The sequence below is a fragment of the Cohnella rhizosphaerae genome (assembly GCF_029525575.1).
Taxonomy (GTDB): Bacteria; Bacillota; Bacilli; order Paenibacillales; family Paenibacillaceae; genus Cohnella; species Cohnella rhizosphaerae.
Window position 1 is genome coordinate 2,420,774 of the sequence record NZ_JAPDIA010000003.1, and the last position, 17,821, is coordinate 2,438,594.

10 protein-coding genes, 5 pseudogenes and 1 riboswitch are annotated in these 17,821 nt (G+C 62.5%); of the genes and pseudogenes, 11 read left to right on the forward strand and 4 right to left on the reverse strand.

What is annotated here, in order from left to right; genetic code table 11:
• Window positions 1-4 precede the first annotated feature (4 nt).
• From OMP40_RS16360 to OMP40_RS16375, 4 genes and pseudogenes are all read left to right on the forward strand, one after another.
• Entirely contained in the window at window positions 5-889 is an 885-nt protein-coding gene (locus tag OMP40_RS16360; protein ID WP_277532788.1) for a carbohydrate ABC transporter permease, read from the forward strand.
• Between the two features lie 39 nt (window positions 890-928).
• Window positions 929-2,476 carry an ABC transporter substrate-binding protein gene (locus OMP40_RS16365; protein ID WP_277532790.1) on the forward strand — a complete coding sequence of 516 codons (1,548 nt, stop codon included), beginning with the start codon at window positions 929-931 and terminating at the stop codon, window positions 2,474-2,476.
• Between the two features lie 1,101 nt (window positions 2,477-3,577).
• Window positions 3,578-6,616 (forward strand): annotated as a pseudogene (locus tag OMP40_RS16370) (Ig-like domain-containing protein); the annotation flags it as partial.
• A 352-nt stretch (window positions 6,617-6,968) separates the two neighbouring features.
• Window positions 6,969-7,544, forward strand: a pseudogene (locus tag OMP40_RS16375) (chitinase N-terminal domain-containing protein); the annotation flags it as partial.
• Window positions 7,545-7,879: 335 nt separating this feature from the next.
• Here the strand turns inward: OMP40_RS16375 and OMP40_RS16380 are convergent.
• A complete protein-coding gene (locus tag OMP40_RS16380; protein WP_277532793.1) occupies window positions 7,880-8,515 on the reverse strand; it encodes a cyclodeaminase/cyclohydrolase family protein in 636 nt (211 codons plus the stop codon).
• Window positions 8,512-9,372 (reverse strand): bifunctional 5,10-methylenetetrahydrofolate dehydrogenase/5,10-methenyltetrahydrofolate cyclohydrolase, encoded by an 861-nt coding sequence (locus tag OMP40_RS16385; protein ID WP_277532794.1) that lies wholly within the window; start codon window positions 9,370-9,372, stop codon window positions 8,512-8,514. Before OMP40_RS16385 ends, OMP40_RS16380 begins: the two co-directional genes overlap by 4 nt.
• 91 nt (window positions 9,373-9,463) lie before the next feature.
• A riboswitch (ZMP/ZTP riboswitch) is annotated at window positions 9,464-9,548 on the reverse strand.
• Between the two features lie 132 nt (window positions 9,549-9,680).
• Here OMP40_RS16385 and OMP40_RS16390 point away from each other — a divergent pair.
• Window positions 9,681-10,088, forward strand: coding sequence for a DUF1801 domain-containing protein (locus OMP40_RS16390; RefSeq protein ID WP_277532796.1), 408 nt, complete (start codon window positions 9,681-9,683; stop codon window positions 10,086-10,088).
• A 463-nt stretch (window positions 10,089-10,551) separates the two neighbouring features.
• Complete coding sequence (gene hflX / locus OMP40_RS16395) at window positions 10,552-11,841, forward strand: GTPase HflX (protein ID WP_277532798.1); 1,290 nt, start codon at window positions 10,552-10,554, stop codon at window positions 11,839-11,841.
• Window positions 11,842-11,882: 41 nt separating this feature from the next.
• Here the strand turns inward: hflX and OMP40_RS16400 are convergent, their stop codons facing one another.
• Window positions 11,883-12,233: an MmcQ/YjbR family DNA-binding protein gene (locus OMP40_RS16400; protein WP_277533237.1), complete on the reverse strand. Its 351-nt coding sequence runs from the start codon at window positions 12,231-12,233 to the stop codon at window positions 11,883-11,885.
• A 178-nt stretch (window positions 12,234-12,411) separates the two neighbouring features.
• On the opposite strand from OMP40_RS16400, the gene OMP40_RS16405 reads away from it, so the two are divergent.
• A complete protein-coding gene (locus tag OMP40_RS16405) occupies window positions 12,412-13,224 on the forward strand; it encodes an AAC(3) family N-acetyltransferase (RefSeq protein ID WP_277532800.1) in 813 nt (270 codons plus the stop codon).
• Between the two features lie 89 nt (window positions 13,225-13,313).
• A complete protein-coding gene (locus tag OMP40_RS16410; protein WP_277532801.1) occupies window positions 13,314-14,270 on the forward strand; it encodes a hypothetical protein in 957 nt (318 codons plus the stop codon).
• On the opposite strand, the pseudogene OMP40_RS16415 reads toward OMP40_RS16410, so the two are convergent.
• Window positions 14,207-14,679: pseudogene (locus OMP40_RS16415) on the reverse strand (DUF4385 domain-containing protein). The gene OMP40_RS16410 and the pseudogene OMP40_RS16415 sit on opposite strands and share 64 nt — an antisense overlap.
• A 217-nt stretch (window positions 14,680-14,896) precedes the next feature.
• Between OMP40_RS16415 and OMP40_RS16420 the strand changes: the two are divergent.
• From OMP40_RS16420 to OMP40_RS16430, 3 genes and pseudogenes are all read left to right on the forward strand, one after another.
• Window positions 14,897-16,648 carry a sensor histidine kinase gene (locus tag OMP40_RS16420; protein ID WP_277532803.1) on the forward strand — a complete coding sequence of 584 codons (1,752 nt, stop codon included), beginning with the start codon at window positions 14,897-14,899 and terminating at the stop codon, window positions 16,646-16,648.
• A gap of 25 nt (window positions 16,649-16,673) precedes the next feature.
• A pseudogene (locus tag OMP40_RS16425) lies at window positions 16,674-16,946 on the forward strand (response regulator); the annotation flags it as partial.
• A 271-nt stretch (window positions 16,947-17,217) separates the two neighbouring features.
• Window positions 17,218-17,475 (forward strand): annotated as a pseudogene (locus OMP40_RS16430) (DNA-binding response regulator); the annotation flags it as partial.
• Between the last annotated feature and the right edge of the window lie 346 nt (window positions 17,476-17,821).

The window sequence follows — 17,821 nt, forward strand, 5'->3', positions numbered from 1 at the left end:
GCAGATGCAGCAAGCAAGACCGATCCCGCGCACGTTGATCCACCTGTTTTTCGTCGTCCTCTCCATCCTGATGATCCTGCCGTTCCTGCTCGTCGTCGCCGTTTCACTAACGGACGAACAGGCGCTGACGCAGCACGGCTACCAATTTTGGCCGAGCGACTTCAGCTTGAACGCCTACCGCTACATGCTAGACTCCCCGGTCATTCTGTTCCGGGCTTACGAGGTGACGCTGATCGTGACGGTCGTCGGCACCATCGTCAGCCTGCTCATTACCGCGATGACCGCCTACGTCGTCTCCCGTCCGGACTACAGGTACAACCGAATGACCACGTTCTACGTTTTTTTCACGATGCTGTTCAGCGGAGGACTCGTTCCTTCTTACATTTTGGTTACGCAGTATTTGCACCTGAAGGACAGTCTGCTGGCGCTCATCCTGCCCGTTCTGCTGTCGCCGTTCAACATCATGGTGATGAAAGGATTCCTGTCGAAGCTGCCGTTCGAGGTGATCGAGTCGGCCAAGATCGACGGGGCGCGGGAGTTCAAGATTTTCTTCCGCATCATCCTGCCGCTGTCGACGCCGGCCCTGGCGACGATGGGCCTCTTGATCGCATTCGCCTACTGGAACGAATGGTTCAACGCCATGCTGTACATCGACGATCCGAACAAGGTGCCGCTGCAGCTCTTGCTGGTGCGGACGCTGAACAGCATCGAATTCATTACGGCCAACTCGGACTTCGCCCAGCAGCTGGGCATCGATCTGTCGCACTTCCCGAACAATTCCGCGCGGATGGCGATCGCCGTTCTGGCGGGCGGGCCGATGCTCATCGTGTTCCCGTTTTTCCAGCGTTTTTTCGTCAAAGGACTTACGGTTGGCTCCCTCAAGGGTTAACATATTCGAATCAGAGCAAAACACTAGGAGGTCACAGGAATGCTGAAAAGAAAAATCGGCTCCACGGCGGCGATCGCGCTGCTGACCGCAACCGCGCTGGCGGCTTGCGGCAACAACAATAACGGGGGCAATAACGCCGCTTCGCCTAGCGCGAGCGGTTCGTCCCCGGCGGCGTCCAGCGCGTCGGCGACGGCATCGAGCGGTTCCGAGCTCAAGCCGGTCGAGTTGACGTGGTACTATCCGCTGAACCAGATGCAGCCGGACCAGCAGAAGGTCGAAGACGCGGTCAACAAGATCGTCAAAGAGAAGATTAACGCGACCGTCAAACTGAAACCGGTTGCATTGGGCGACTACGTGCAAAAGATGAACACCGTGCTGGCCGCCAGCGAGACGTTCGACATCATGTGGACCGGCTACCTGATCAAGCCGGAGGAGCTCGTTCGCAAGGGCGCGCTGCAGCCGCTCGACGATCTCATCGAGCAATACGCGCCTGCGCTGAAGGCCGACATGCCGCAGTACATGTGGGACGGCCTCACGGTCGACGGCAAGATCTACGGCGTCGCCAACCAGCAAATCAACGGCTCGCGATACGGTTTCATCATTCAAAAGCGCTTCGCGGACAAATACCAGCTCGACACCGCCTCCATCAAGAAAATGGAAGACATCGAGCCGTTCCTCGAGAAAATCAAGCAAGGCGAGCCGGACATCATTCCGTTTAACGGCTACTACAACACCGTGCTGCACGACGCGACGTACTGGGGCGTGCCGGGGCTCGACGATCACTTCTTCATCAAGTCGGGCGACCCGACCTACAAGCTGTACCGCTATCCGGAGGAAGAGCTGAATACGTTCAGGCTGGCGAGCAAGTGGTACAAAGCCGGCTACATTTACAAAGACGCGGCGACCGCCAAGATGACCGACTACGGGGCGAAAGGCCAGATCGCGGTCGACTTCCAGAACGTTCTGAAGCCGGGCGTCGAAGCCGAAGTCAAAGGACGCAACGGCGGCAACGACGTCGTCATCGTGCCGATCAGCGACTGGTTCACGAACGGCTACTCCGCGACGACGAACCTGTCGATCAGCCGCACGTCCAAAAATCCGGAGCGCGCGATGATGCTCATCAACCTGATGAACAGCGACGCCGAGCTCTACAACCTGATCAGCAACGGCATCGAGGGCGAGCACTATACGAAGAGCGCCGAGGGCTTCATCACGCCGACGGCGGATTCCAAGTACCGTCCGAACATGGACTTCATTTTCGGCAACGTGTTCAACAGCTACCTGAAGGAAGGCCAGCCGAAGGACGTATGGGAGCAAACGAAGAAGATCAACGAAACGGCCGAGCTGAACCCCGTCGGCGGCTTCAAGTTCAACTCCGAGCCCGTCGTCACCGAGATCGCCAACCTGAACGCGGTATGGGGCGAGTACAAGAAAGGCATCCAGACCGGCACGCTCGACTTCGACAAGACGTGGCCGGGCCTGTACGAGAAGCTGAAGGAAGCCGGCGAGGAAAAGTACGTCGCAGAGGTAACCAAGCAATTCGAGGAATACCTGAAGACATCGGGTCTCAAAAAAATAATCGCTTAAGCGGTCCGCGGCAACCAGAAAGGCGCCGAAGTCGGGCGCGGTGTTCCAGACTCATACGCTGAGGAGAGATGGAAACGCATGCACATGAAAAGACGGATGACGGCTTGGCTCGCAGGCTTGATGGTATTGTTCTGCGCTTTTCCGATGATGCAAGTATCCGCTGCGACCGACGAGGCGCCCGAAGCCGGTGCCGTTCTGTACGTCGCGACGAACGGCAGCGACGCCAACGCCGGCACGATCGCCGCGCCCTTCAAGACGCTGGAGAAGGCGCGCGACGCCATCCGCGGCATGAAGGAGAATGGCGGCCTGCCGGACGGCGGCGTCACCGTTTATTTGAGAGAAGGGCTGTACGAGCGGACGTCGAGCTTCGAGCTCGGCGCGGACGACTCGGGCGAAGCCGGCAAGACGATCACGTACATGGCGTATCCCGGAGAGACGGTCCGTCTCTCCGGCGGCCGAGATATCCCGAAGAGCGGATTCGCGCCGGTGACCGACAACGCCGTGCTGAGCCGGATCATCAGCCAGGATGCGAGATCGAAGGTGCTGCAGATCGATCTCGCCGCGCTCGGCATCACCGACTACGGCGCGATGAGCCGTCACGGCTACTATCTGGCCAACGACCTGAGCCAGGTGCCGCCGATGGAGCTGTACGTGAACGGCCAGGGCATGACGCTCGCCCGCTGGCCGAACGAGGGCACGGTCCAGATGGGCGACATCCTCGACCCGGGCCCGACGCGCAAGGACGCGGATCTGCAGACGCGCGGCGGCACGTTCACGTATACGTACGACCGGCCGCAATATTGGACGCAGGCCGACGATATTTGGCTGGACGGCATTTTCGGCTATAGCTGGGAATGGTCGTACAACAAGATCGCCGCGATCGACACCGCGAACAAGACGATCACCCTGCGCTACGGCGAGATGAGCGGCCTGTTCAAGAACTGGTACCCGGACTTCCACTTCGCGCAAAACCTGCTCGAGGAGATCGATATGCCGGGCGAGTACTACATCGACAGGGGCGCCGGCAAGCTTTACTATTTGCCGAACGCCGAGTTCAAGACCGCGAATCCCGAGATCACGGTGACGATGCTGAAGACGCCGATGATCAATTCGATCGACGCCTCGTACATCGATTTCAAGGAGCTCATCCTCGAAAACGGGCGCGATTCGGCGGCCGTCATCGTCGGCGGCAGCCACGTGCGCATCGTGAACAGCGAGATCCGCAACTTCACGAACAGCGGCGTGCTGATCAATACGCAGAGCCGGTTTTTCTACAATATCTTCGACGGCGCGCCGGGCACCGACCTCGGCGTGGTAGGCTCGCATATCCACCATATCGGCGGCACCGCGGTCACGCTCAGCGGCGGCAACAAGACGACGCTCGCGCCGGGCAACAATTACGTCGAGAACTCGCATATCCACGACTTCGCCTACTATCACAAGGCGTACAATCCCGGGGTGATCCTGTCGGGCGTCGGCAACCGGATGTCGCACAACGAGCTGCACGACGCGCCCCATCCGGGCGTGCTCGTCTTCGGCAACGACCATCTGATCGAGTACAACGACATCTACGACGTTTGCAAAAGCTTCTCGGATCTCGGCGCGATCTACATGAACGCGGGCGAGACGCCGCAGCAGCGGGGCACCGTCATCCGGCGCAACTACTTCCACGACATCGGGATGAGCAAGGCCGGCGTGGAGGGCATCTACCCCGACAACTTCACGATGGGGCTCAAGATCGAGGAGAATATCTTCTATAAAATGGGCAACTCCGCCATCAAGAACAACGGAGGTTCGTACATTTTATCGCGCAACAACATCTTCGTCGACGCGAAGGTGCCGTACGACTACGCGGACCTGTTCCTCGGCGACGAGCCGGACGACCAGATCCCGAAGAACTACATGCCGAAGTGGCAGGCGCTGTTCGAAGCGAACAACGACTTCGTCGGCACGCCGTACCTGACCAAGTATCCGGAGCTCGCGACCTTCTTCGACGAGAACCGCTACTACCCGGATTCCAATACGTTCCAGGGCAATATCGTCTACAATCCGACGGTAACCCGGAGCGTGACGACCAACGTGTACGGGGCTTACGACAAGTTCAACCTGGTCCAGTACGCGAACAACTGGGTGACGACGACCGATCCCGGCTTCGTCAACCTGGCGGGCGGGGACCTGACGCTTGCGGCCAACGCCCCGGCCTACACGCAGATTCCGGGCTTCCCGCAGATTCCGTTCGGCGACATCGGCACGTCAGGAACGCCAGGAACGACCGCGGGACCGCACGCGTTCCCGGTGACCGGCGTCGCGGTGTACAACGACGACGTCATGGTCGACCGCTTTAAATCGGTGAAGCTGCAGACAGCGGTCCTGCCATGGAATGCCAGCAATCCGGCGCTTACGTTCGCGTCCGCCGATCCGTCGATCGCCACGGTTGACGCGGCGGGCAGCGTCACCGGGCAGTCGGTCGGCGATACGACGATTACGATCGCTTCGGCCGCTAATCCGTCGCTCACGACCGTCGCAGCGGTGCACGTCGAGGCCGGCGACGGCGTCATGGACCGAACGGACTTCGAGAACGGCTCGGGCCTGTGGCCGCAGGACGCGAACCGTTCGATCGTGAAGGTCGACGACAACCGGTGGTATAAGCTGCTGAACAACGCGTCGACGCTCATCAACAAGGATTTTACCGACTACGAGTTGACCTTTAAGCTCAAGACGCCCGAGGTCATGCCGGCCTACGCGACGCTGTACATCTTCGACAAGCAGGCGGGCAGCGGCTCGACGCGGATCGGCTACAAGGTGCGGGATGACGGGACGTCGTCCTGGCTCCTGTACAACTCGGCCTGGGCGGTGCTGAAGGAAGTGAAAATGCCCGGCCAGGATCTGCTGCCGAATACGACGTACGACATCAAGGCGCTCGTCAAGGGTTCGGACTACAGCGTCTACGTGAACGGCGCTTTCCGGATGAAGGGCTCGGATCCGGGGCACAACGCGACCGGCAAGGTCGGCTTCTACGTCAACAACGTGACGAACATGATGTTCGACGACATCCAGTTCAAGGCGTCGACGACCGACGTGTCCGGCGTGATCCCGACGGAAAATCCGGTGCGCATCACCGCCGGAGAGACGAAGCAGCTCGCCGTATCCTTCGATCCGGTCGATGCGGCGAATAAGGGCTTGACCTGGACGTCGGGCGATCCGTCGGTCGCGGCCGTAGACGCCAGCGGCGTCGTTACCGCCGTGAGCGAGGGCGAAGCGACGATCACGGCCACCTCGGTCGAAAACGCGAATGCGAAGGCGGCCGTTCAGGTCATCGTCTCGAACGTCATGCACTTCACGAACTTCGAGTCGGGCGGCAACGGCTGGCCCGTCGACCCGAACCGCAGCATCTATCTGGACGCGAGCGGGAACCGCTGGTATAAGATTTTAAACGGCGCGACAGGGATATTGGATAAGACGTTCTTGGATTACATGCTCGAGTTCAAGCTCCGGACGCCGCCGACGCTGCCGACAGGCGGAGGCACCCTGTACATTTTCGACCGACAGGACGCGACCGCATCGACCCGCATCGGCTACAAGATGAAGACGGACGGCACGTCGGATTGGGTGCTGTACAACGGCAGCTGGGCCGTGTTGAAAACGGCGCCTCAAACCGGCTGGGATCTCGCGGCCGATACGACGTACGACGTAAAAGTCATTGCCGAGGGCGGACATCTCAAGGTGTACGTAAACGGGGCGCTGCGTCTGGACGCCACCGACCCGGGCTATCGTCCGTCGGGCAAGGTCGGATTCTACGCCAGCGGGTTCGGCTACCTGCTGTTCGACGACGTCCGCTTCTCGGTCGTGCCGCAGGAGCCGGCGCCGGCATTGTCGACGCCGCTCGCGGTCGCGCCCGGCAGCGCGCCGGGCTCGACCAAGGTGACCGCCGTAGCTTCGGATGCGGCGAACAGCCTGCACTTGGTCGTCTCGGCGGCGCCGCTCGCGACGCCGAAGCTGGGCAGCGCGACGCTGCCGGGCGGGGCGGTTCCGCTTGCGAGCGGGACCGCGCTGGAGCTGCCCGCGGCAGCGGCGGGCGCTTACGTCGGCGTCTACGAGACGGCGACGGCGACGGGCAAGATCGCGCGATTCGGCGCGCGGCAGCTCGCCGCCGCCGACATCGCGCCGTATCCGGCGGCCGCGCTCAGCGTGACGGCGGCGCCGGGAACGGCCGCGGGCACGACGCGGCTGGCCGTGGGCGATGTGCCGGCGGGCCATGCGCTGAAGGCGGCCGTGTATCAGGCGGCAGCCGAGCTGCCGGCGGCGCCGGATCTGGGCGGCACGGCTCCGGCCGGCGCGGCCGACTACACGGGGGGGCAGCGATCTCGCCGCCGCCGAGGGCAACGCGGTCGCGGTGTACGAGCTGGACGCCGCAGGCAAGATCGCGGCGTACGGCACGGTGACGCTGACCGCGGAGCAGATCAAGGGCGAAGAGGCGACCGAGGGGCCTGGGCTGCCCGGCAAACCGGTGCTTTCGAGCGACAACGGGTACGACACGGGCTTGCTCGACGGCGACTACAAGATCGCGATGAACCTCTGGTACGGAGAGAACGGCACCGTCTACAAGCTGTACGAGAACGACGTGCTCATCGATACGCAGTCGCTCGCCAGCGCATCGCCGGCCGCGCAATCGGCGGTCACGGCGATCTCGGGACGAACCGACGGCACTTACCGCTATCGGGCCGAACTCATCAATGCGAATGGCAAGACAACCAGCGATACGCTGACCGTCACCGTCAAGGACGCGAAGCCGGGCAAGCCGGTGCTGTCCGCGAACAACTGGGACGGCGACGGCAGCTACGACGTGTCGATGAACATGTGGTGGGGCACGAACGGCGGGACGTACCGGCTGTACGAGAACGGCGAGCTGATCGATACGCAGCAGCTCGCCGCCGGCACGCCGGCCGCGCAATCCGCGAAGACTGCGGTCTCCGGCCGGGCGCCGGGCAGCTACGAATACCGCGCGGAGCTCGCCAATGCGGCCGGAGCGACGTCGAGCGAGACGCTGGTCGTGCAGGTGACGAAGTAATGATTTAAAAAGAAACCGCTCCTCTGCGACGCGGCTGCGACAAGCGGCCGTTGACTGAGGGGGGCGGTTTTCTTTTGTATGTTTCTGCACGATTCAAGCGGCACTTCCACACCTCTCCAGCCAATCAACAATGTGCCGCATCCTTAGTGGCGCTCGATCTCGCACGCCTCGCCGAATAACAATGCGCCACATCGCTATTGTCTCAAGATCACACCTCTCCAGCCAATTAAGAATGTGCCGCATCCCTATTTCGCTCAACCTCGCACGTCCCGGGCTACTTTTAACGAAAATAGCGTCCCCTCGGTCCACGAACAAAGCGGGGCGAAGGAGGCAGGCTATTCGCGCATCCTGCGGCGGGCGATGTCCTGCGCTTCCCCCGCCATATCCGCGATACGGCGCATCTCTTCGTTCGCCTGCCCGGCATAGGCCTCGGCAAGCTGCGGATCCCCGAGGGCGGCGAAGTTAATCTCCGCGGTCAGGAGCGCGGACCGTGCCGCGGCTTCCAGCAATATGGCGGCGATTGCCAGGTCGGACAGTACGTTTTTGTTGGCGCCCTCGGCAATACGCAGCGTATGGGTCAAGCCCTCCCGGCATTGCGCCATGAGCCGGAGCGGCACCGCGGTCGCCTGCGCGGCGGCTTCGCGCAGCGCATCCCGGCGCCGCGTTTTTTCCTCGTCCGTCGCCTTCGGCAGACGCAGCGCGTCCATATAGCGGCCGAACGACGCGATGTCCGCATGCATGAGCGTCTCGCACTCGGCGCTCAGACGGTTCATCTCCGCAAGCGTCTCCTCGACCTGCGGCCGGATCAAGGCGAATTTGTCGCCCTGCGACAGCCGGCCGACCATCGAAGTCATCGCGGCCCCGAGCGCGGCGACGACCGCGGCGACGCTGCCGCCGCCGGGCGTCGGGTCTGCGCTGCCCGCTTGGCCGATGAAGCTCCGAATCGATTGCTCCCACGAGATGTCGTTCATTCGACCGTCGCCTCCTTTTGCTGCCAATCGATCGCCTCCATCAAATTTCTGAATACGATCGCGGTCGTCAGCGTACCGACGCCGCCCGGCACCGGCGAATAGGCGGCAGCGAGCTCGCCCGCGCCTGCGGCGACATCGCCGGCGATGCTGCCGTCGGCAAGCTCGTTGATGCCGGCGTCTGCGAGCACGAGGCCGGGATGGATCATGCTTGGCGTCACCGTATCCGGGCGGCCGACGGCGACGAAGGCGAACGCCGCGCGCGCAAGGTGCTTCGCGATATCCGGCGTGCGGGAGTGGCAGACGGTGACGGTCGCCTGCTCCCGCTGCAGCAGATGGAAGAGCGGCAGCCCGACGGTCTGGCCGCGTCCGATGAGCGTAACGTCGGCACCCTCGAGCGCATAGCCGTAATGCTTGACGAGCGCGATGCAAGCTTGGGGCGTAGCCGGGTAGAGGCCGGGTTCGCCCGTGACGACGGCGAGCTTGTTGGCGGGCGATACGCCGTCGACGTCCTTGGCCGGCGCGATCGCCCGCTCGATGCGTCGCGCGGACAAATGGGCGGGAAGCGGCAGCTCCAGCAAAATGCCGTGGACGGCTGGAACCGCGTTGCATTCTGCGATCAACTGCAATAATGAAGCTTCGGTCGCGTCGGCCGGCAGCTCGTGAAGGCGATAGGCGATGCCGAGCCGGTCCGCGATTTTTCGTTTGGCCTGCGCGTAATACGCGGAAGCGGGGTCCCCCTCGACTAAAATAACGTCCAGCTGCGGCTGTATGCCGGTCGCCTTGAGCGCCTGCGCGCGCGAGCGGACGTCGTCGTAGATGCGCTCCGCGGCTTCCTTGGCTTTCAGAATCGTCGCCATGCCTCGTTCCTCCTTGAATTGGGAATCTGAAATGTAAAACGAAAAGGACCCGCGGCAGGCTCGTACTCGCATACGAGTCCTGCGCGCGGATCCTTTTCTCCCAGGCGAACGGAAGGGTCCCGCCGCATGCTCCCTCGTGGTCGATTCCACTGATCTCGCCAGTCGCATGCGGTTTATTGCTTACTATAGTAACAGACCGAGCGGCGATTGGAAACTGGCGCGCAACGCGAGGGAGGTGTCGGAAGGAGGAAGCGAATGGTAAAATGGACATAACGCAAAAAAAGCGAAAGCAGCGGAGCGTGCACCGGATGCCAAAGGAGAGGGGAACGGCTGCCGAGCTGGCGGCAGCCGACTTCATGGACAAGCTCGAGCACCCGATGAAGATGGAGATCGAGGCGCTGCGCGCGATTGTGCGCGACGCGGACGCCCGTCTGGTCGAGGGCATCAAGTGGAATGCGCCCAGCTACAGCGTTGACGGCCAGGATCGGGTCACGTTTAATCTGCAGGGCAAGGGGATGATCCGGCTTGTCTTCCATGCAGGCGCCAAGAAAAACGATCTGAATGTCCGCGCTACGCTGGGAGAGGACCCTACAAGGCTGCTCGAATGGGCCGCCGACGATCGCGCGATCGTTAAGCTCGTCGATATGGACGACGTGCGGGAAAAAGCCGATAAGATCGGCGAAACCGTGCGGCGGTGGCTGGAGGCGACGAGCTGAGACTGCGGTGCTCGGCAAGTTGCGTTGACAGTGTACGGACCGGTTTCGTTTTACCAGCCTGGCATCAATCGTCGCCGTTCGGCAGCCTGTTCAAGAGGAAGCGTTTGCCATGGCGCTGCGGCATGTGTTAGAATCGATTTACTTTACGAAAACGGAGGGTTGCCGTGTGATAGACTACATCCGAGTTCGCACTTTGGTCGGCTAATGATTAGCGCCCAAGCTCTGCCTGCGGGCAGGGGACTCAGATGAAGTCTGTCTACATTCGAAGGCAACCCGCGCGGGAGCTGCGCTTGTTCGCGGACGTTTGGACGTCCGCCGGCGGCCGGCCTTTGGATAGGCATGATTTCGAGCGCGATTTTCCCTCGTCGGGCGAATCGCGTTTCCTCGATCTGATCACCCTGAGCGCAGGCGGACGACGCCTGTGTTTTTTTGTTTTTTTCGATCATGAGAGGATGATGAATGTATGGAACGAGAAAATATCGAACCGAACAACCTGGCGCGCGCGATCGTCGTCGGCGTTCAGCTGAACAACGCGCCCGGCTTCGAATATGCGATGGAAGAGCTGCGCAACCTGGCCGACGCCTGCGGCATCGAGACGGTCGGCGAGCTGACGCAGAAGGCGGAACGCGTGAATTCCGCCCATTATATCGGCAGCGGCAAGGTCGAGGAGCTGAAGGCGATCGCCGCGGAGCTCGACGCTTCGACTGTCATTTTTAACGACGAGCTGTCGCCCTCCCAGATCCGCAACCTGGAGTCCGCGCTGGAGCGCCGGGTCATCGACCGCACGATTCTGATCCTCGACATCTTCGCCGAGCGCGCGCAGACGAAGGAGGCGCAGTTGCAGGTCGAGGTGGCGAAGCTCCAGTACATGCTGCCTCGGCTCGTGGGCCTGCGCGAATCGCTCGGACGCCAAGGCGGCGGGTCCGGACTCAAAAACCGCGGCGCCGGGGAGACGAAGCTCGAGCTCGATCGCCGTCGGATCGAGGAACGCATTTCGCATATGCAGCAGGACCTCGAGAAGCTCGTCGCCCGCCGCCAGGTCCAGCGCAAGCAGCGCCAGAAAAACGAGGTGCCCGTCGTGGCCCTTGTCGGCTACACGAATGCAGGCAAGTCGAGCCTCATGAACGCTTTGCTCGCCGCCTACGAGCCCGAATCCGGCAAGCGCGTGCTGGCCAAGGATATGCTGTTCGCCACGCTGGAGACGGCCGTCAGAAGCATCTCGCTGCCGGACCGCAAAACGTTTCTGCTCGCGGACACGGTCGGCTTCGTCAGCCAGCTGCCTCACCATCTCGTGAAGGCGTTCCGCTCCACGCTCGAGGAAGTGTCCGAGGCCGATCTGCTCATTCACGTCGTCGATGCGGCCAATCCCGAATTCGAGCAGCATATCGCCGTCACCCGGGAGACGCTGAAGGATCTGGGCGCGGACGGGATTCCGGCCATCTACGCCTACAACAAGGCGGATCTGCTGCCGGACGCCGACTACCCGCGCATCGACGGCGACATCGTGTATCTGTCCGCTGCGAGCGGCCGAGGCGTCGAGGAGCTCGTGAAGCTGATTCGCGACCGCGTCTTCGGCGACTATGTCGAGGGCGAGGTGCTGATCCCGTACGACCAGGGCCGACTCGTCGCTTACTTCAACGAGCATGCCGACGTAAGAAGCACCGAGTACGAGGAAACGGGGACGCGCCTGTCGCTCAGCTGCAGGGCGGCGGATTACGAGCGGTACCGCGAGTTGTTCGTGCGCGTTAATTAAAAGAGGCGGACCGCCTTCGTGGCGGTCCGCTTTTTTGAACTTTACTTGTTGCGACGGGCGTCCCCGTCCTTGGGAAACGGGGCTAAACGCATCTCGAGCGCTTCGCGATCCGCTTTTCTCAGCTTGCTCACGACCGCATCGTAGGAATGATCGACCATCGCCTTCAGGTCCGCGTCCGGCACGGTGCCGTCGAGACGAACGGTGTTCCAATGCATCTTGTTCAAGTGGTAGCCGGGAATGACGGCGGCATACTGCTGCCTGAGGCTTTCCGCGAGGACGGGATCGCACTTCAGGCTGACGGAAGGCGGCTCGCCGCGTTCGTCCACCAGGGCGAACACTTTGCCCGACACCTTCAGCACGAGCGGCTGGTCGCCGAACGGATAATCTTTAATGGCGCCTTTTTTTGGTCAGGATGTACTTGACCAGAGACGGGACGTTCATCCGGGAATCCTCCATTCGCGTATGTATCCTTCAGATATAACACGCCGGGCGACAAAAGTTAAGCCATTCCGACGCGCGATTTTCGACGCTTTAATTGCAATCAATATTTAAGAATGGAGCTGATGCGCGATGAGCGAAAAAGACATCGTCGACCGCACGAGGCGGCCGAACACGATATCGACGATAACGGCGCAGCTCGGGCAGCTGGGCGTTCGGCCCGGCGACACGCTGCTCGTCCATTCCTCCTTGTCCCGCATGGGCTGGGTATGCGGCGGTCCGCAGGCCGTGATCCTGGCGCTCCTGCAGGCTGTCGGCGAAGAAGGCACGCTCGTCATGCCCGCTCAGAGCGGCGACTGGAGCGATCCGGCCGAATGGCAGCATCCGGCGGTGCCGGCGGACTGGCTCGAGACGATCTATAGCGAGATGCCCGCGTTCGATCCGGCGCTAACGCCGACGCGGGGAATGGGGCGGATCGCCGAGCTGTTCCGGACCTGGCCGGGCACGCTGCGCTCCGACCATCCGCAGGTATCCCTCACGGCCAACGGCAGGCACGCCGCCTACATCGTATCCGGGCACCCGCTGACGCCGCAGTTCGGGGAAGCCTCGCCGCTCGGCAAGCTTTGCGGGCTGGATGCCAAGGTGCTGCTGCTCGGCGCAGGGTACGATTCGTGCACCTGCATGCATCTGGCCGAAGCCCGGCTTCCCGGCATGCCGATGAAGCGCATGGGCGCGGCCGTCCGGTCGGGCGGGAAGCGCGAATGGCGCTGGTTCGAGGATTATGCGTACGACGCGGACGACTTCGAGCGGATCGGCGTTCTGTTCGACAAGAGCGGGCATGTCGCGTCCGGCCGCATCGGCGAAGCCGAGTGCCGGCTGTTCGGGGCCAGGGAGGCGGTCGACGCCGCGGGGACATGGCTGCGCGAGAACCGAAACCGCGAATGACGGCTAACAACGAAGTCGGCTAACAATGAAGTCGGAACGAGGGCTCGGAACTATCGCTTGCAACGAAGGCTCCCTGCGAGCCTTGCGGAATGCGAAAAATCGGAGGGAGCGACGGCATGACGCTGCGAGATTCGTTGTTCGACGTCTATATCGGCGTCGACTATTCGGGAGCCGGGCTTCCCGACAAAGAAATACCCGGACTTGCGGTCGTAAGAGCCGCAGGCGACGAGCCGCCCGCCGTCGTGCGCAATCCCCGTCACCCGCTGGGAAGGTGGTCGCGCTCCGGGCTGTACGGTTATTTGATGTCGGAGCTGGCGCAGACCGACAGGCGCGTGTTCGTCGGCATCGATCACGGCTTCTCGTATCCGAAGTCCGAGCTCGCATATTACGGGCTGCGCTCCTGGGACGCGTTTCTTGTTTGGCTCTCTCGTCATTGGGACACGCGACAATCGTCCGTCGACGCATGCAAGAAAAACGGGGCGCCGTACCGCAACGCCGATCTGCTGCGTCTGACGGAGGCGCGTTACGCCGTCGGAGCCAGCAGCGTGCTGGACCTGGACCGCACGTACGGGCATATGACAAAAACCGTATCCTATTCGACGCATGCCGGGCTGCCCTGGTTGGCCGAACTCCGGCTGCGTACGGAACGCGGCCGGGTCCAGTGCTGGCCCTACGATCATATTTTCGCGCCTGTCGAGGGGGGAGCCGGCTGTCCATCCGATCGACGGACATATCGTGGCGGAGGTCTATCCGAAAATATGCAAGGAACGTCTCGCCTACAAGGCCTCGCCTCCGTCCGCGCGATACGGCATGACGCTCTCCGACCACGAGACCGACGCCTTCGCCGTCGCGGAGTGGGCGCAGCAGCGCGATCGGGCAGGCGTCCTCGCGCCGTATTTTCGATTGGGGACGCTCACGTCAGACGAGCTGCGAACGGCCGCGCTGGAAGGCTGGGTGCTGGGCTGTTTGTAAGCGGGGCGGTTCATGTCCGCCTGTCGCGGTCGCTTTCGTACCGCTCCCGATGGCGCTTCTTCATCGCCAAGTAGTCGGGATCGGTGCGGGCCTCGTCCCATTTCTTTTGAAGATCGCCGCCGACTCCGCCTTGACCGGGTCTTGCCGGTCGGGCAGCTCGGCGCCGTCGGCGGACGCATACTTCCGGCCGCTCTTGTGGTTCGCGTAGCGGCGGGCGCGGGTGAAGCCCATCTGCAAAAACTTGCGGGCCATATCCATGCCGACGAAGTCGTCCGCGGCTTTGTAAGCCAGGAACATATCGTAAATTTTTACCGACGATGCCTCCGCTTCCTCCGGCGTTTTGAAGCGCCAATGCGGCAGTATCTCGCTCTTGTAGGGCTCCACCATCAGCACGCCCTGCTCGCCGCGGCCCACCGCGTACAGCTCGGGATGCGCGCGCAGATCGAGGCCGTCGTAGTCCAGCGAATAGTCGAACGGTTTCATGCGTTCGTTCCTCCTCAAGCGGCGCCATGCCGCGCTTCGTTATTTATGCTTTACCCCGTCGGTCCCCTTCCCTCCGCCCGACGCCGTCGAATCGTATCCCTTTACCGTACGTTCACCGCTCCCGCCCGCCGGACGGCTCGATTATATTTGTAGGTACGCGTTCACAATGACATAATCGGAGATACAACCGACTTCAATCGCGAGGCGTGATCTATCGATGAACATCTCCAAGCTCTCCTTTCGCAACAAGCTCAAGTCGGCCTTCCTGGTCATCTCGGTTTTATCGATTCTGATTACCGGCCTGTTCTCCTACACGACGACCGCGCGCATCCTGGAGGACAAGGCGCTGACGCTGACCCAGGATACGGTCGCCAAGTCGGCGCAGGTCGTCGACGAAAAGCTGAACAATCTGATGGTCGTCATGATGACGTTCATGATCAGCAATTCGTTCCAGAACATGCTGAAGGACGCGGCGAGCGGAAATGCGAGCGCTTACTTCACGCATATGTCCAATATGGACAACGTCTTCTCCCAGGCCCGCATCGCCGAGCCGCTCATTCAATCCATCTATATTTCCACGCCGATCGGCGACTTCTATCCGCTGCCGATGAATTTGAACCGGTCCGTCGCGTTCAAGGATACGGCGCTTTACGCGCGCGCCGCGAAGGCGAAGCGCAACATCTGGATCGAAGGACACGAGGACCCGCTGTTCAAGGGCAATCCTCGCGTCGTTTCCCTGATCCTGCTGCCGATCGCCCAATTCTCGACAACCGACGTCTATGTCGTCGTCAACATCCGCGAGAGCGGTCTGCGCCAGATCGTGGGTTCGCCGGCCTCCGGCGGCTCCGAGCGGTTTCTGCTGAATTCGGACGGCGGACTGGTCTATGCCGACGACGATCCGCTCGCCGGACAGACGGCGCGCAGCGGCCGCGCGTCGGCATTTCTCAAGAGCGAGGCGGAAGCGGGGTACACGACGGTCCGGCTCGGCCGCGAGGACTATCTGCTTAACTACGCGCGTCTTGGTCTTAACGACTGGACGGTCGTGGCGGTTCAATCCAAGAGCGAGGTGCTCAAGGATCTCGACGCGGTCAAATGGGCGATTCTGCTCATCACGGCGCTTAGCTTCTTCGTTACCTTTCTGCTGTCCGGCTGGTTCACGCGCTATCTGCTCCGCCCGCTCAAGGGACTGCAGCTTGTCATGAAGCGGGTCGAAGGCAACGATTTGACCGCGCGCTTCGATAGCGACCGCGAGGACGATCTGGCGCAAGTGGGCTTCCGCTTCAATCGGATGCTGGAGCAGATCGTCGTGCTGATCGACGAGGTCAAGTCGGCGGAGGCGAGCAAGCGCTCCGCGGAGATCAAGTCGCTGTCCGCACAGATGGATCCGCACTTTTTATACAACACGCTGAACACGATCTATTGGAAGCTGAATCTGGGGCAGGTCGAGCCTTCGCAGCGGATGATCGTCGCGCTGTCCCGCCTGTTCCAGCTGGGTCTGAACAAGGGGCGGGAGATGACGACGCTGCACAAGGAGCTGGATCATGTCCGCCAATATCTCGAGCTGCAAAGCTTGTGCTACGAGAACCTGTTCGACTATGCGGTCGGCGTCGAGGACGACGCGCTGCTCGCCCGGCCGGTCCCCCGTCTCATTTTACAGCCGCTCGTCGAGAACGCGATCCTGCATGGCTTCAAGGACATGGAGGACGGCGGCCGTATCGGCATCGCGGCGCGGCGCGATGCCGGCGGCGACGCTTGGATCGTGGAGGTTCGGGACAACGGGCGCGGCATGGACGCGGTCGACGTCAAGCAGCTCAGCCGCGCAGAAGGCGAGAGCGGCGGCTATGCGCTGGACAATCTGGTCAGCCGTCTGCAGCTCGTATACGGCGACGAGGCGCGGCTCTCCATTGAGAGCGCGCCGGACCGCGGCACGACGATCACGCTGCGCATACCGCTGAGAGGAGAGGATTAAGATGGAAGACGCTGAACGCGTACGTATGATCGTCATCGACGATATCCGCAGCGTGGTCGCGGGCCTGACCGCGATCGACTGGGCGTCCCGCGGCATCGAGCTGGCCGGCTCCGCCTACAACGGCGAGGAGGGATTCGCGCTCGTCGAGCGGACGATGCCGGATATCGTCGTCACCGACATCCGGATGCCCCGGATGGACGGGTTGGAGATGCTGAAGGCGGTCCTCGCGCTGAAGCCGTCGTGCAAGGTCGTTCTGATCACCGGATACGCGGAGTTCGACTATGCGCAGCAGGCCGTTCAACTGGGCGCGTTCGACTTCGTCCTGAAGCCCTTCACCGAGACGGAGATCTCGGACGTCGTGCTGCGCGCGAAGGAAAAAGCGCTGGAGGAGCGGACGCAGTCGCTCGGACGCAAGGAGCTGGAGCGCAAGGTGCGCGAGAGCATGCCGCTGCTCCGGCAGGAATACTTTTCGCTGCTCGTCCGCCACCGAACGACCTGGGAGCGGGCGGAGCGGCGTTGGGCGTTTCTGGGCGTCGGGCTGGCTCCCCCGGGGCTTCACGGTCATGCTGATGAAAATAGACGGCTTCCCCGCGCAAGTGGCGGGTTTGTCCGTCCGCGAGGTGGAGTTGATCCGCTTCTCCCTGCAGAATATCGCGGAGGAGACGATCGCGAGGCACGCGAGCTGCGTCGTCTTCCGGGCGGGCGACGACCGGTTCGCCGCCGTGCTGAACGACCCGGGCCTGTTCGGGACGGACGAGATCGCGGAGCGCGTCTGCCAGAACGTGGAGCGCTACACGAAGTTCACCGTGTCCGTCGGCACCGGCGGACGCGTCGAGGAGGTGGCCGAGCTGCCTGACTCGTACCGGCAGGCGGAATCCGCGCTCGCCTACCATCTGTATACGGAGGGCAACGGCGCGATCGGCTACGGCAGCCTGCCGAAGACCGATCGGCAGGAGCCGATCGCCCTCGAGCACAAGGACGAGCTGCTGCTCGTCCTGCGCGCCGGCAGCGCCGACCGCGCGACCGCGCTGCTCGCGGACATGGCGCAAGCGCTCGGCCGCCTCGAGCCGCAGCCGACCCCCGACTATTTGCTCGGTCTGTACGAGGAGCTCGCGGCCGCGGCGATCCGCACGCTCTACGAACTGGTGCCGCAGCCGGAGCTGCAGCCGCTCG